Genomic DNA, 14,566 nt, shown 5'->3' with positions numbered 1-14,566 from the left:
ACCACCCTGAAGTCGGCCTCGACGTCGGTCACAGTGATGACGGCGCCGCCGAATGGAGCAAGGGACCTTTGCTACCACGTCCTACGACTGGGCAGATTTCGCAGCCTTCGCGGCCTTCTTCACGGCTTCGGCGACCGCCGGGGCGACGGCGTTGTCGAACACGCTCGGCACGATGAACGAAGCGTTCAGCTTGCCGTTGTCCACGACGTCCGCGATGGCGTCGGCGGCCGCGAGGAGCATCGAGTCGTCGATGTGGTGCGCCTGCGCGTCGAGCAGGCCGCGGAAGACGCCGGGGAACGCGAGCACGTTGTTGATCTGGTTCGGGAAGTCGCTGCGGCCGGTGGCGACCACGGCGGCGTGCTTCTGCGCCTCCAGCGGGTCGATCTCCGGGTCCGGGTTGGCCAGCGCGAACACGACGGCGTCGGACTTCATGGTCGCGACCTGCTCGGCCCCGAACAGGTTCGGCGCGGAGACCCCGATGAACACGTCGGCGCCGACGAGTGCCTCGTGCAGCGTGCCCGCCTGCTGCTCCTTGTTCGTGTGCCCCGCGATCCAGGTCAGGTTCTCGTCGAGGTTGCCGCGCGCGGAGTGCACGATGCCGTCGATGTCGGCGGCCACGATGTCGCCCGGGTTCTTGCGCAGCAGCAGGCGGATGATCGCCGAGCCCGCCGCGCCGACGCCGCTGACGACGATCTTGCAGTCTTCGATGTTCTTCCCGACCACGCGCAGGGCGTTGCGCAGCGCGGCGACCACGACGATCGCGGTGCCGTGCTGGTCGTCGTGGAAGACCGGGATGTCGAGCTGCTCACGCAGGCGCTTCTCGATCTCGAAGCAGCGCGGCGCGGCGATGTCTTCGAGGTTGATGCCCGCGTACACCGGCGCGAGCGCCTTCGCGATCATGATGATCTCTTCGGTGTCCTGGGTGTCCAGGCAGACCGGCCACGCGTCGACGTCGGCGAACTTCTTGAACAGCGCCGCCTTGCCCTCCATCACCGGCAGCGCGGCGGCCGGGCCGATGTTGCCCAGTCCCAGCACCGCGGAGCCGTCGGTGAGCACCGCGACGGTGTTGCGCTTGATGGTCAGGCGGCGCGCGTCCTCGGGGTTCGCCGCGATCGCCTGGCACACACGGGCGACACCCGGCGTGTACGCGCGGGAGAGGTCGTCACGGTTGCGGAGCGCGACCTTGGGGGTGACCTCGATCTTGCCGCCGAGGTGGATCAGGAACGTCCGGTCGGAGATCTTGCGCACGCGGACGCCCGGCAGCGAGTCCAGGGTCTGCGTGATGTCCTGCGCGTGGTTCTCCGACAGGGCGTTGGCGCTGATGTCGACGACGATCGAGTCGGGGTGCGACTCGACGACGTCGAACGCGGTCAGCACGCCGCCGACCCGGCCGACGGCGGTCGTCAGATCGCCCGCCGCGGTGGACGACGCGGGGGCCTCCACCCGGACGGTGATCGAATATCCGGGACCGGGAACCGGCATGGCACTACCCCCGCTGAGGAAAGCTCGAATAGGTCGATCGAAAACCTACTCCCGTGACGACCGCCACGAACCCTCGCAGGGGTAACCCGTCAGTAGCTTCTTACCGGTTGATCTCGGTCTCGGGGTGCACGTACGGCACCGTGTCGAGGGGGAAGGTCACGTCGCCGAACGGGGACAAGGCGCCCTGCCGATCGGACGCGAGCTCGGTGACGGGGTGCTCCCCGTCCTCACCGGGCCACGTGGGGTCGATGCCCGCGCGCTTCTTGTTATCGCCCTTCGCCACAACGTCCTCCAGAGCATGGTCAAGCCGTTCTCGAGGGACAGTCTGCCCGAACGCGGCTGCCGGGCCACCACCCGCCCGGTATCCTGGTCGTCTATGCCCGCGCCATCCCTGGCGGACTGGCTGCGCCAGGAGTCCGACGACGCCCTCGCCGCGCTGCTGCGCACGCGTCGCGACCTGTCCACGCCGCCCCCGTCCGACACCATCGTGCTCGCCACCCGGGCAGGCACGCCGGGCTCCGTCGCGCGTGCGTGCGAAGACCTCGACACCTTCACCCTCGCCGTCCTCGACGCCCTGCTGCTGGCCGGTGCGGACACCGAGCCGGTCGCCGCGGCCGAGGTCGCGCGACTCGTCGGCACGGAGATCGGTGCGGCGCTGGCGCTGCTGCGTAAGCGGGCCTTGGTCTGGGGCGAGGACGACGCGCTTCGCGTCCCGCCGTCGGCCCGCGACGCGCTCGGCCCCTTCCCCGCCGGGCTCGGGGCGTCGTCCCCCGCGCTCGCCGGAGCGGACATCGAGGCCGCGCTCGCGGAGGTCGGCGAGGACGAACGTGCCCTGCTGACGACGCTGGCCGCCGGGCCGCCGATCGGCCGCACCCGCGACGCGTCGGCCGATGTCCCGCTGGAACGGGCCCAGAACCCCGTCCAGCGCCTGCTCGCCAGGGGGCTGCTGCTGCGCCGGGACGACCAGACCGTCGAGCTGCCGCGTGAAATCGGGATCGCGCTGCGCGGCGGGGTGGTGTTCGAGCAGGCGTCGCTGCGCGAACCGGAGCTCCCCGTCCACCCGCATCAGCAGTCCACTGTGGACACGACGGCGGCCGGCGAGGCGATGGAGTTCTTGCGCCAGACCGAAAACATGCTTCGCGCCTGGTCCGAGACGCCGCCACCGGTGCTGAAGTCCGGCGGGCTCGGAGTCCGCGAACTGAAGAAGCTCGCGAAGGATCTCGACGTCGACGAGGCGCGGGTGACCCTGCTCGCGGAGATCGCGGTCGGCGCCGGCCTGGTGGCCGACAGCGAAGCGACCACGCCGGAGTGGGTGCCGACGACGCTCACGGATTCGTGGCTCGCCTCGCCGACCGCGCAGCGTTGGATGACGGTCGCGCAAGCCTGGCTCGAACTGCCCCGGCTGCCCGGTCTCGCCGGCGGACGGGACGCGAAGGACAAGCCGATCGCACCGTTGTCGGAGGACCTGCGCCGTCCGCTGGCGCCCACTTCGCGACGCCGGATCCTCCTCGCGCTGGCGGTGCTACCCGAAGGCGCCGGCGTGAAGAGCACCGACGAACTGGTCGCCGCGCTCGCCTGGCGCGCGCCGCGGCGGGGCGGGCGGCTGCGGGACGAGACCGTGCGCTGGACGATGGCCGAGGGGGCCGCGCTCGGCCTGATCGGGCTCGGCGGGCTCACCACCGCGACCCGGGCGCTGCTGGCCAAGGATCGCCCGGGGGCGATCGAGGCGATGCTCGACGCGCTGCCGCGTCCGGTGGACCACGTGCTCGTCCAAGCGGATCTGACCGTGGTCGCGCCGGGTCCGCTGGAGGCCGAACTCGCGGCCGAGATGACCGCCGTCGCCGACATCGAATCGGCCGGGCACGCGACCGTCTACCGGATCACCGAGACGTCCGTGCGGCGCGCGCTCGACACCGGGCGGACCGCGGGCGAACTGCATCAGCTGTTCACGTCGAAGTCGGCGACGCCGGTACCCCAATCGCTGAGCTACCTCATCGACGACGTCGCCCGGCGGCACGGGCGGCTGCGCGGCGGGGCCGCCGAGTCGTTCCTGCGCTGCGACGACGCGTCGCTGCTCGCCGAGGTCATGGGCAGCCCCGTCGCGACGGAGTACGGCTTGCGCATGATCGCGCCGACGGTGCTCATCAGCGCGTACCCGCTCGCCGAAGTCCTCGACGCGCTCCGCGCCGCCGGGTTCGCTCCGGCCGCCGAAGGACCCGACGGACGCGTCATGGACATCAGGCCGTCTGGACGTCGCCTGCCCGCGAAGGCGCGTGCCGCGCGTCGCGCGCCTGGAGAGCCTGCCGGGCTGACGGACGAGCAGGTCGGCAAGATCGTCGCGCACGTCCGGGCCGGTGACGCCGCGTCGGCGCGCCGCCGGGGCGAGACGGTGCGCGCACCCCAGGGCGGCGGTGCCGGGGATACGTCCGCGACGCTGGCGCTGTTGTCGCAGGCGACCATGGAACGGCGCGAGGTGTGGATCGGGTTCGTCGACTCACGCGGGACGGCGAGCCAGCGGGTGGTGCGGCCGCTGCGGGTCGGCGGCGGGGTCCTCGAAGGGACCGACAACGAGCGCTACCCGCTGCACCGGATCACGTCGGCCGCCCTGGTGGAGGACTGACCACTTCCCAGCGTGCTTCGCGGCGGCGGCTGGCCTACACTGTGTTCGGAGCGTGACGTCGCGGACGTCACGCGAGTCGCAAGGCCAGGTGCACCCGGGGCAGACCGGGACCCTGGCCTTACGCATGTCCGCCTAGCACCTGGTCTCCACGTCGATCTCGTACACGAGGTCTTCGATCAGCCGCCGATAGCCGGGTTGCCCGTCCTTCGTGGCCCTGATCGCGCCGGCGACGATATCCGCGGCCCAGAGCAAGGGTTCGTCCTTGCCTTTCTCATGGACGACCCGGAACTGGGTGCCCTTTGGCAAATCGAATCTGGCGCCTCTGACCGTCTCGACATCCCGAGCGTTCAAAGTGGCTGTCCGTGACTCGAGAACGAGCATTTCGACGTCGAACGCGGAAAGTTCGAGGGTCAAACGCCGAAGGCAACCGGCCCGGGCCCGTTCCTGCCGCCGCCGGGGTACCGGGGAGCCGATCGCGACAAGGTGGAATCCGTCGAGGTCGGCGAGGGTCTTGACGGCGGCCGCTCGTTCCGCCGGATCCATCTCGTTCCAGTGGAGTTTGGGGATTCGCCGCCTGCCCCGAAGCTCCGACATGACGATCCGGGCTTCGTCGTGTACCGCTGGGTCGAAGACGGCGGCCGCCAGTACGTAGAAGCCGTCAACGTCTGATTCCTTGAAGGATTCGTCACCGAACGCGAGGATCAGCGGCCGACCACCTGATGACATAGCGTGATTTTAGGTCACGCCATGTACTCATGGTCTCCGCGTCGCCTTGCGCGATCGCATTCAGAGGACGAAATGCGACATGGGTCAGAGGGCGCGAAGGCCCTGAAGCACCCGCTCCATGAAAGCGCGCGAGAAAGCGTCGCCGAGGATCAGTGCTGTCGCAGGCGACCATCGAGCGCCGCGAGGTGTGGATCGCGTTCGTCGACTCACGCGGGACGGCGAGCCAGCGGGTGGTGCGGTCGCTGCGGGTCGACGGTCAGGCACACCGTGAAGCGATGTCCTGAAGGCCACCCTTGGGACATCTAACGTCCTGAAGGTGGCCTTCAGGACAGCTAGGTCACCAGCCCGCATCTAGAGGACGAAATGCGGGACGGGTCAGAGGTCGCGAAGGCCTTGAAGCACGCGTTCCATGAAAGCGCGCGAAGAGGAATCCCCGAGGATCAGCTCCGTCTGGTGGATCAGCACCAGCCCGGCGTCCGCCATGTCGCCCACGAGCACCTTCACCACGCCCAGCGGCAGCCTCAGATGCGCGGCGATCTCCGCGATCGAGCGGGTGTCGAGGCAGAGGTCGCAGATCTGCCGGTGTTCGGGAGTCCGCACGCCGCGGTACCGGCGGCCGTCCTCGCTGGTCGACACCAGCGCCTCCAGCGCCAGGTCGTGCGCGGTGCGGGTGCGCCCGCCGGTGCGGGTGTAGGGCCGGACCCGGGAGCCCGAAGCCGGAGGCAGGTAGACCGAAGCGGGCGCGACGTCAGCGGGCGCGGGCCGCGGAGGCGACTGACGGATCGGCGAAGGCATCGAAGCGGGAGGCGCCGGCTCCGGGGGCGGCGCGGCCGGACGCCGCGGCATCACCGTGCTGATCGAGCTCAGCTCGAACCGGCTCGGCGAATCGAAGGCCTCGCGTTCGGTGCCCTGATAGAGGGAGTCCCAGCCGGCGGGGTCCGGTTCGGTGAATCCGCTGATCTTCATCGGTCACCCACGTACGCCGCCCTGCAGTTGCGCCCGCAGCTCAGGGGTGATCTGCTGGCCGACCCGCTCGACGAGCAGCGTCATCTCGTAGGCCACGGTGCCGATGTCGCAGGTCGGCGCGGCCAGCACGGCGAGTGACGAGCCGTCGGCGACCGACATGAGGAAGAGGTAGCCGCGTTCCATCTCGACGACGGTCTGGTTGACCCCGCCCGCGTCGAAGCAGCGGGCGGCACCGGCGGTGAGGCTGATCAGGCCGGAGGCGACCGCGGAGAGCTGTTCGGCCCGTTCCTGCGGCAGCCCGTCCGACGGCGCGAGGAGAAGCCCGTCCGCTGAGACCAGCACGGCGTGTGCCGCACCGGGAACCCGGCGCGCGAAATCCGTGATGAGCCAGCCGAACGAGCTCTGCTGCCCGGATGCCGTCACAAGTCCCTCCTCGCTGCGTCAAGACCACCTGGGCGGCGTGGTCCGGGCGTCTCCCGCCCACCAGCACCGATCCCGGTGCCGACGAGCCGAAAGACGCCTCCACCCAGCGTATTCGTCCCGTCGATCGTGTCGAGCCCGCCACCCGGCCGACCGCGTTAACCGAACGTAAACGTCCAGCCGCTCACCGCGTCGACACATCGTGAACCACGCATTCGTGGGTCACCCTGTGGTGGCCTGGCGCGACCAGGTGTGAACCGGCGTCCGCGCAGGTCACCGACGTCATGGCCACTCGATGGGGGGTCGCCGCCGCCGGATCGCGTGAAAGGGGTCGCCCCGCGTTCGATCCGACCGGTGACGCCACTCCCCGAAGCGGGTGAAGCCTGCCGAGTTCACTCCAACGGCCGCATCCGCTCCGGGCTTTCGTCCCTTTTAGCCTGCCCGCAACGCCGAATCGTGTGCGATGGCGTGCTGCACGACCGAGATCAACACCTGCTTGGCGGACTCACGTTCCCGGGCGTCACAGGCCATGATCGGCACGGACGGCGAGATCGTCAGCGCGTGCCGGACGTCCTCGATCTGGTGGTGCAGCAACCGGTCGAAGCAGTTGATCGCCACGACGTACGGCAGCTTCCGGTTCTCGAAGAAGTCGATCGAGGGGAACGCGTCGGCGAGCCGCCGCGTGTCGACCAGCACGACGGCACCGATGGCGCCGACCGCGAGGTCGTCCCACATGAACCAGAACCGGTGCTGGCCCGGCGTACCGAACACGTACAGCACCAGATCCGAGTCCAGCGAAATCCGGCCGAAGTCCATGGCCACGGTCGTCGTCGACTTGTTCGGGGTGGCCGAATTGTCGTCGACGCCGGTACTGGCCTCGGTCATCATGGCCTCGGTGGTCAGCGGATCGATCTCCGAAACCGCTCCGACCAGCGTGGTCTTCCCCGAGCCGAATCCGCCAGCGACCACGATCTTGGCCGACGAAGTCGGTCCGGTCACCTGCGGCGCATTCGCGTCGGAGTCAAATTCTCCGAAGCCCACTGAGCACCCTCTCCATGAACTCGATACTCGGCCGGTCACCCACGTTCTGGCTGGCGGTGTGCACCAGGACCAGACCGAGGCCGGCCACGTCTCCGATCAGCACCCGGACCACGCCGAGCGGCAGGCGCAACAGCGCCGCGACTTCGGCGACGGACCGGGTGTCCAGGCAAAGGTCGCAGATCGACCGGTGTTCGGGGACGCGTACCCGGTCGAGCACACGTCCCTGTTCGCTGGTCGAGATCAACGCCTCGATGGCAAGGTCGTACGTCGGCTTGGTCCGGCCCCGCGTGCGGAAATACGGCCGGACCAGGCCGGAGGATTCGACGTCGGTGGTGTACTGCTCGTCGACGAACTCGTTCTGCGCCTGCTGCGGCAGGGCCGCGGCGAGCGGGTCGGCGGCGGCAGCCGCCCGGCGCTCCTCCTCCTTGTCGAAGGAGAACTTGGCGAACTCGCCCGAGTCGTAGAGCGGACCGCTGCCACCACCGAACAGCTCCGCCCCCGGCCCGCCGAGCAGGCGTTCCCGGTAGTCCGAGACGCTGAAGTCGGCGGGTCCCTGACCCGCGTTCGAATCGGTCAGCCAGCGGGAGGCCTCGTCCGGGGACACGGGGTCGTTGTCCGACCCCTGTGCCCGCCTCGATCGCCATTCGCGGTCGACCCGGTCCCGGAAGGACGTCCAGTCCTCCCGGCCGTCGTCTCGTTCCGACCACCCGCCGGAGAAGTCGTCACCGAGCCGGCCATCGCCCCTCAAGCGCCCGTCGTCCACGGCATTCTCCTCGGTTCCCGGTCGCTCAGCGGCGGACCGACGCGCCCTGCAGCTGCGCGCGCATCTCCGGTGTCAGCTGTTGCCCCACCCGTTCCACCAGCAGGGTCATCTCGTAGACGACCAAGCCGATGTCGCTCTCCGGCGATCCGAGGACCGCCAGGCAGGAACCGTCGGACACCGACATCAGGAAGAGGAAGCCGTTGGCCATCTCGACCACCGTCTGCGCGACCGTGCCGCCCTCGAACACCTTCGCCGCACCGCGCGCGAGGCTCGTGAGCCCCGACGCGACCGCGGCCAGCTGATCGGCCCTGTCCTTGGGAAGTCCCTTCGAGGATGCCAGCAGCAACCCGTCCGCCGACACCACCACGGCATGCGCCGCGCCCGGGACCCGGTGCACGAAATCCGTGATCAGCCAGGCAAAGCTGCTCGTGTGTCCTTTACCCTGCGCCTGGCCGCCAGGCTGCGCCGGACCACCCGGCTGCATCGCACCCGCCCGTGTCACTGTCACTCCTTACTGCTGTCATCGGCAGAGGTATCCCTGCCGGTCACCGGAACGCCGTTGTCATCCAGCGCATCGAGCGGGCGTTCCTTCAACGCGTGCCGTCCCGACGTGTAGCCCTTCTGGAAGCTTGCCATCCGACTCCGCGCCGCCGTCGCCGAGCGGGCGATCGCACCCGTGCCCGGCATTCCGGAGGTCTTGTCGGCGAACGAGTCTTCCTTCTTCGGCTCGTTCCCGCCGATCGAGCCGGGGACGAGGTACTGGTTCGGCACCCGTTTGGGCAGGCCCGCCGGGGTGATCTCGTCGTTCCGGTCTTCGTACAGGACCTGCGCCGCCTGCCAGCCGTCGTCCGACGCGCTGCGCCAGCCATTGTCCTGGAGCACCGTCTCCGGCGGAACACTCCGTGGGGTCCGAGTGGGCAATGCCTCTCCGGAAGTGTCCTCGGCCGCGGGTTCCGCCGCTTCGGCGCCACCGTTGGGGGTCCGCACGGGCAGTTCGGACTCGACCGGCTCGGTGTACGTCGTCGCGGAGTCGCCCCCGGTCTCGTCACCTTCGCTGAACCAGCGCGAGAGCACCGACTGGTAGATCGGCAGCCGCCGGGTGGGGACGTCGTCCTCGAGCGCCGACTTCCCGGCGTCGGAGGGCTCCTCCGGCTTGCTCGGCGGCTCGACCGGCGTGTACTTCGGCTCCCGCTTCGGCAGCACCAGCGACGCGAACTGGGTGTCGGTGCCGCTGGAGGCGCCGTCGCCGTTCGCCGGCGAGATGTCTTCGGCCGTCGGCCACGCCGGGGTCTCCTCGGCGGGGGACGCGGGGCTGAGGAACGGCCCGGCCGCGTTCTTGCCCGCGACCAGGTCGTCGAGGCTGATCGGCTGGTCGAGCGGGACGAGCCCGCCCTGCGACGCGACCGGTTGCGGAGCGGCCGGCGGCTTCGACGGCGGCGGAGGAGTCATCTCCAGGCCGCGGTCGGAGGCGGGGACGTTCGGCAGCGAGGACGACATCTCGGACACCGACGGCATCGAAGGCATCGACGTTTCCGAGCGGTTCGCCGGCGGCGGGGTGTTGCGCACGCCGGGCCGCATCTGCGTGAGCAGCTCGGCCGGCACGACGACCCGCGCGATCACGCCGCCCTCGATGTCCTCGTTCTCCCGGAGCCGGACCTCGATGCCGTGGCGGCGCGCCAGGCGCGCGACCACGTACAGGCCCATCCGCCGGGTCACCGAGACATCCAGGTCCGGCGGGTCGGCCAGGCGCTGGTTGACCTCGGCGAGCCGCTCCTCGGTCATACCGACACCGTGGTCGGTGACCTGGATGGCGAGCGCCTTCTTGCGGGTGATCACCGCGCGGACGGTCACCTTCGTCTCCGGCTCGGAGAAGTAGGTGGCGTTGTCCAGCAGTTCCGCGAGCACGTGCACGAGGTCGTGGATCGTCAGGCCCTGGACGGCGACCTCGGGGACGATCCCGATCTCGATCCGGGCGTACTGCTCGATCTCCGAGACCGCGGCGCCGATGACGTCGGCGGCGGGCACCGGCTTGGGCACCGACTTCGCGAGACCGGCGCCCGAGAGCACCAGGAGGCTTTCACCGTTGCGGCGCAGCCGCGTGGCGAGGTGGTCGAGCTCGAACAGGCTGGCCAAGTGGTCCGGGTCCTGCTCGTCGGCCTCCAGCCGGTCGATCACGCCGAGCTGGCGTTCCACCAGCCGCTGCGACCGGCGGGACAGGTTCACGAAGATGCCGTTGACGTTCTCGCGCAGGAGGGCCTGTTCGGCGGCCATCTTGACGGCCTGTTCGTGGACGACGTCGAACGACCGCGCCACTTCACCGATCTCGTCACGCGACGTGACGGGCACCGGCTCGACCGACCGCTTCGAGGCGTTGACCGGGTCCGGGTCGTCGAGGATCGCTTGCACGGTTTCCGGCAGTCGTGTGTAGGCCACGTCGAGCGCCGTCTTCCGCAGCACCCGCAGCGGGCGCAGCATCAGGCGGGCGATGACGAGCATCAGGAACAGCGCCGCGAGCAGCGCCAGCAGCACGACCGCGCCGCCGATCCAGGCCGAGTTGATCGCGTCGGTGGCCAGGCCGTCGGCCTGTGCCCGCAGCTGGCCGAGCAGATTGGTCTCGACCGCGCGCAGCTTGTCCAGCGCGACCCGGCTGTCGTTGCCGAGGGCGACGTTGTCGATCGCCGGCGGCTCGTTCTGCTGGTGCAGCGAGAACGCCATCGTGGTGATGCGGCGCCGGTCGTCGACCTCGGGACCGGAGAAGGTGTCCGAGTAGAGCTGACGCTGTTCGGGGCTGGCGTTGTTGAGGAACGCCGCCGTCGAGGCGTCACCGCTCGCGACCGCCGAACGCGCCTGGTCGAACAGGTCACCGGGGAAGCCGGAGCGGAAGGAGGCGATCAGCAGCGCCGCGTCACCGCGGGCGATGAACTCCTTGCTCTCACTGATGGCCTGCACGGTGACGCCGAGGCGGAGCACGTCACGGTTCGCCACCGCGGTGGTCACCTCGCGGCCGAGCTGGACCAGCGAGTCGAGGATGCCGGAGTAGGCGATGAGGATCGGGGTGTCGCCCAGCAGCGAGGTGTTCATCGCGCCGCGCAGCGGGCGCAGGGCGTCGAGCCGCTGCAGACCACGCGCGTAGCGGTCCCTCGTGTCCTGGTCGTCCGGGTTGATCTGGTTGGCCGAGGCACGCAGGTCGTCGACGGCGCGGTCGACCTTGGCGATCTGCGCGTCGAGACCGTTCTGGCGCGACGGGTCACCGGAGGCGATCTTGGCGACGGCGAGCGCGCGTTCGCTCTGCAGCTCGTGCACCACGAGGGTGATCTTGTCGGCGAACGCGACCTGGTCGGCCGTGTCCTGGAACCGGGCCGCTTCGCTGCTGTCGTCGATCACGCGGAGCGTGCCGAGCGCGAGCGCGGTCAGCGTCGGAATGATCAGGACGGCCGCGAGCTTCGATCGCAGACGCCAGTTACGCAGGCCCAGGAACGACCCGGCCTTCCCACCAGGACCGTCTCCGGTTTCCCGCGCAGGGGTCCCTCCCACCCCCGCGGTGTCTTCGTTCGGCACCGCCGCACCACCATCATCTTCATCCGGGCCGGGAAAGCCCATTTTGGACATGCCGTTCTGCTGCTGCCTGGGTCGGTTGTCGGAGACCACTACCCGCACGCTCCTGCCACCCGGCAGGGAGACGTTGGACGCGAGTGCTCACTCTGACGAATGAGGAAGTCGTCTTTGACGCAGTCTCTCAAGTGCACTTGGCCGAAATCCCGCCTGACGTCATTGGTCTATTCGGCCTAACCCGCCAGTGCGCGGGCGCGCACCAGTGAAGCACGGTCGTGTTCGACATCAGGATCGCGTTCGACACAGAGTGCCTTGCACCTCGGGAAAGGTCCAGAGCGTTCGGCCATCCAAGGCACTCTCTTTCACTACATCAGTGGTCCACACCTCACTACCGGTGCATGAGGGTAGCGAACGGGCGGCCCAGATGTAACCCTTCGGTCAAGACCTGCAAGTAAGCCCCGGACGGGTCTTGACCCGTTGACACTCAATCGTCAACAAGTCCCCGCCGCGAACACGCCCAGTTGTGTTCACTTCTGACAAACAACCTGTTCGGGTGATCGTTACCACTTGGGATCATAGGATGACCACCCATTGTGAGCACAGTGTGTGTTCTCTACAGTGGGCGCGTGACTCGACAAAGAGTCACTTCCGAATTCCACATCAGGCCACGTCATCACGTGTCCCTCCCCCTGATCAGGAGCACCCCTTTGCTTGGCTCTGCTAGCTCGAAAAAGGCCTTGAGCGTCAGCCTGGGTCGGCGTGGAGCCCTCGCCTTCGCGATGGCGGCCGTCGTTTCGGTATCGGTCAGCGGCTGCGGCCTGCTCGGCGGCGAGGATTCGTCGTCATCCTCGGGCGGCTCCGGGAATCTCGAGAAGTCGAAGATCAAGGTCGCGACGATGTCGACCATCGACACCGCGTCGCTGCGCTTGGCCCAGGACGGCGGGTACTTCAAGGCAGAGGGCCTGGACGTCGAGCTGGTCGAAGCCGCGACCGGCCAGATCTCCCTGACCAAGCTCATCGGCGGCGAGGTCGACGTCGCCTACGCCAGCTACACGCCGTTCTTCATCGCGATGAGCAAGGGCACCGCCGACATCAAGCTGGTTTCCGACGCCTCGTCGGCCGGACCGAAGAGCACCATGGTCGTCACCGTCCCGACGAGTTCGGTGAAGAACGTCAACGATCTGGCAGGCAAGAAGATCGGCATCTTCGCGCCGAACACCGTGTCCGACACCCTCACCAAATCGGTGATGAAGGACCACGGCGTCGACTTCAGCAAGGTCCAGTGGGTGCCGGTCCAGCCGCCGAACATGGCCGCCGCGCTCAAGAACGGCGACATCGACGCCGGCTTCCTCACCGAACCGTTCATCACGCAGGCCGCGAAGCAGGCGGGCACCACCCCGATCGTCGACACGGCCACCGGGGCGACACAGGACTTCCCCACCGCGGGCTACGGCTCGCTCGGCAAGTTCGTGTCGGAGAACCCGAAGACCGTGGCCGCCTTCCAGCGTGCCATGCAGAAGGCCACCCGGGACGCGGCGGACCGCTCCAAGATCGAGCCGCTGCTGGTCAAGTACGCCAAGATCGACCAGGACACCGCCGCGCTGACCACGCTGCTGACGTTCCAGTCCACCCTGGACCCCCGCCGCATCCAGCGGGTCCCGGACCTGCTCCTGCAGATGGGCGCGATCCAGACCAAGATCGACGTGGGCCCGATGATCGCGACCCAGGCCACCAGCTGACGACGCGGCACTACTCCGAATAGTCACATTTCCCGGAAATTGCTCACTGAAAGTGATGATGTCCAAGCGGGTGATCAGGTGATCGGGCGAATGGCCTAAAATGATCACCCGCTCACGACACCCATTGTGAGCAGGTGGGCAAATCTCTAAGGTGACCGCGTGCCGGGCGGAATGAAGCCACGACACGGATGAAAAAACCCAACGGTGATTCATTGTTTCCGAGGAGCTGGCTTTGTTTCGAAACGCCATGAGCAGGAACGGTGCACGCAGAGGACGGGGTGCCGTCGGCGTCGCCCTGAGCGCGCTCATGCTGGCCACCTTGGGCGCCTGTGGCGCACTCGGCGGCGAGGACACGTCCAAGGCGTCGGGTGGCGAAGGCGGCCTTGAGAAGGCGAAGATCAAGGTCGCCCTGCTGCCCGTCGTCGACCTCGCGCCGCTGCGGCTGGCACAGGAGGGCGGCTACTTCAAGGCCGAAGGTCTCGAGGTCGAAGCGGTCGACGCGCCCAGCGGCCAGCAGGCGATGACCAAGATGATCGGTGGCGAGGTCGACATCGCCTTCTCCACCTACTTCCCGTTCTTCGTCGCGAAGAGCAAGGGCGCGGCCGACATCCGCCTCGTCGCCGACTCCGTCTCGGCCAGCCCCAAGAGCAACGCGGTCGTCACCGTCCCGACCTCCTCGGTCAAGACGATCAACGACCTCGCGGGCAAGAAGATCGCGATCACCGACAAGAACACCGCCTCCCACCTGCTCACCGTCTCGGTGATGAAGGACCACGGCGTCGACACCAGCAAGGTCCAGTGGGTGCCGATGGCGCTGCCGAACATCGCCGCGGCGCTCTCCTCAGGCCAGGTCGACGCCGGTTACCTGCCCGAGCCGTTCCTGACCCAGGCCTCGAAGGTCGTCGGCGCGACCCCGGTCGTCGACATCTCGACCGGCGCCACCCAGGACTTCCCCCTGGCGGGCTTCGGCGCGCTCGGGTCCTTCGTGGACAAGAACCCCAAGACGCTGGCCGCGTTCCAGCGCGCACTGGGCAAGGCCGTGCGCGACTCGGCCGACCGCTCCAAGATCGAACCCCTCATCGTCAAGTACGCCAAGGTCGACGCGGAAACCGCTTCACTGCTCACGCTGCCGACGTTCGGGTCCACTCTGGACGCCCGTCGCCTGCAGCGGGTACCGGATCTGCTGCTGCAGACCGGAGTGATCGGGGCCAAGCTCGACGCCGCTCCGATGCTCGCCCCTCAAGCTGGATAAAGGTA

At 68.7% G+C, this 14,566-nt stretch carries 13 protein-coding genes; 4 read left to right on the top strand and 9 right to left on the bottom strand.

The features are described from left to right. Window positions 1–81: 81 nt before the first annotated feature. Window positions 82–1,482: an NAD-dependent malic enzyme gene (locus AVR91_RS17205; protein ID WP_063272653.1), complete on the bottom strand. Its 1,401-nt coding sequence runs from the start codon at window positions 1,480–1,482 to the stop codon at window positions 82–84. A 100-nt stretch (window positions 1,483–1,582) separates the two neighbouring features. Beyond that, window positions 1,583–1,765, bottom strand: coding sequence for a hypothetical protein (locus AVR91_RS17200; RefSeq protein ID WP_016337576.1), 183 nt, complete (start codon window positions 1,763–1,765; stop codon window positions 1,583–1,585). Window positions 1,766–1,858: 93 nt separating this feature from the next. Here AVR91_RS17200 and AVR91_RS17195 point away from each other — a divergent pair, with 93 nt between their 5' ends. Continuing rightward, complete coding sequence (locus tag AVR91_RS17195) at window positions 1,859–4,102, top strand: helicase-associated domain-containing protein (RefSeq protein ID WP_063272654.1); 2,244 nt, start codon at window positions 1,859–1,861, stop codon at window positions 4,100–4,102. A gap of 132 nt (window positions 4,103–4,234) precedes the next feature. Here AVR91_RS17195 and AVR91_RS17190 read toward each other — a convergent pair whose 3' ends face one another. Continuing rightward, window positions 4,235–4,828: a hypothetical protein gene (locus tag AVR91_RS17190; RefSeq protein ID WP_063272655.1), complete on the bottom strand. Its 594-nt coding sequence runs from the start codon at window positions 4,826–4,828 to the stop codon at window positions 4,235–4,237. Window positions 4,829–4,980: 152 nt separating this feature from the next. On the opposite strand from AVR91_RS17190, the gene AVR91_RS44315 reads away from it, so the two are divergent. Further along, window positions 4,981–5,112: a hypothetical protein gene (locus AVR91_RS44315; protein WP_267284119.1), complete on the top strand. Its 132-nt coding sequence runs from the start codon at window positions 4,981–4,983 to the stop codon at window positions 5,110–5,112. A gap of 91 nt (window positions 5,113–5,203) precedes the next feature. On the opposite strand, the gene AVR91_RS17185 is transcribed toward AVR91_RS44315, so the two are convergent. From AVR91_RS17185 to AVR91_RS17160, 6 genes are all read right to left on the bottom strand, one after another. Beyond that, entirely contained in the window at window positions 5,204–5,794 is a 591-nt protein-coding gene (locus tag AVR91_RS17185) for a DUF742 domain-containing protein (RefSeq protein ID WP_063272656.1), read from the bottom strand. A gap of 3 nt (window positions 5,795–5,797) precedes the next feature. Then, a complete protein-coding gene (locus AVR91_RS17180) occupies window positions 5,798–6,217 on the bottom strand; it encodes a roadblock/LC7 domain-containing protein (RefSeq protein WP_005156190.1) in 420 nt (139 codons plus the stop codon). A 429-nt stretch (window positions 6,218–6,646) separates the two neighbouring features. Next, window positions 6,647–7,255 (bottom strand): GTP-binding protein, encoded by a 609-nt coding sequence (locus tag AVR91_RS17175; protein WP_007033392.1) that lies wholly within the window; start codon window positions 7,253–7,255, stop codon window positions 6,647–6,649. Further along, window positions 7,236–8,018 (bottom strand): DUF742 domain-containing protein, encoded by a 783-nt coding sequence (locus tag AVR91_RS17170; RefSeq protein WP_038507849.1) that lies wholly within the window; start codon window positions 8,016–8,018, stop codon window positions 7,236–7,238. Before AVR91_RS17170 ends, AVR91_RS17175 begins: the two co-directional genes overlap by 20 nt. A gap of 25 nt (window positions 8,019–8,043) precedes the next feature. After that, the gene (locus AVR91_RS17165) at window positions 8,044–8,502 is read right to left on the bottom strand and encodes a roadblock/LC7 domain-containing protein (protein ID WP_085939650.1); all 459 of its coding nucleotides are present in this window, start codon (window positions 8,500–8,502) and stop codon (window positions 8,044–8,046) included. Window positions 8,503–8,522: 20 nt separating this feature from the next. Beyond that, a complete protein-coding gene (locus AVR91_RS17160; RefSeq protein WP_063277364.1) occupies window positions 8,523–11,627 on the bottom strand; it encodes a sensor histidine kinase in 3,105 nt (1,034 codons plus the stop codon). Window positions 11,628–12,349: 722 nt separating this feature from the next. Here AVR91_RS17160 and AVR91_RS17155 point away from each other — a divergent pair. Further along, window positions 12,350–13,309, top strand: a complete 960-nt coding sequence (locus AVR91_RS17155; protein WP_063277349.1) for an ABC transporter substrate-binding protein — start codon at window positions 12,350–12,352, stop codon at window positions 13,307–13,309. Between the two features lie 247 nt (window positions 13,310–13,556). After that, window positions 13,557–14,561 carry an ABC transporter substrate-binding protein gene (locus AVR91_RS17150; protein ID WP_394329685.1) on the top strand — a complete coding sequence of 335 codons (1,005 nt, stop codon included), beginning with the start codon at window positions 13,557–13,559 and terminating at the stop codon, window positions 14,559–14,561. The last annotated feature ends 5 nt before the right edge of the window (window positions 14,562–14,566 follow it).

Source organism: Amycolatopsis keratiniphila subsp. keratiniphila, assembly GCF_001620365.2.
Taxonomy (GTDB): Bacteria; Actinomycetota; Actinomycetes; order Mycobacteriales; family Pseudonocardiaceae; genus Amycolatopsis; species Amycolatopsis keratiniphila.
This window is presented reverse-complemented; position numbering and strand designations above follow the sequence as displayed.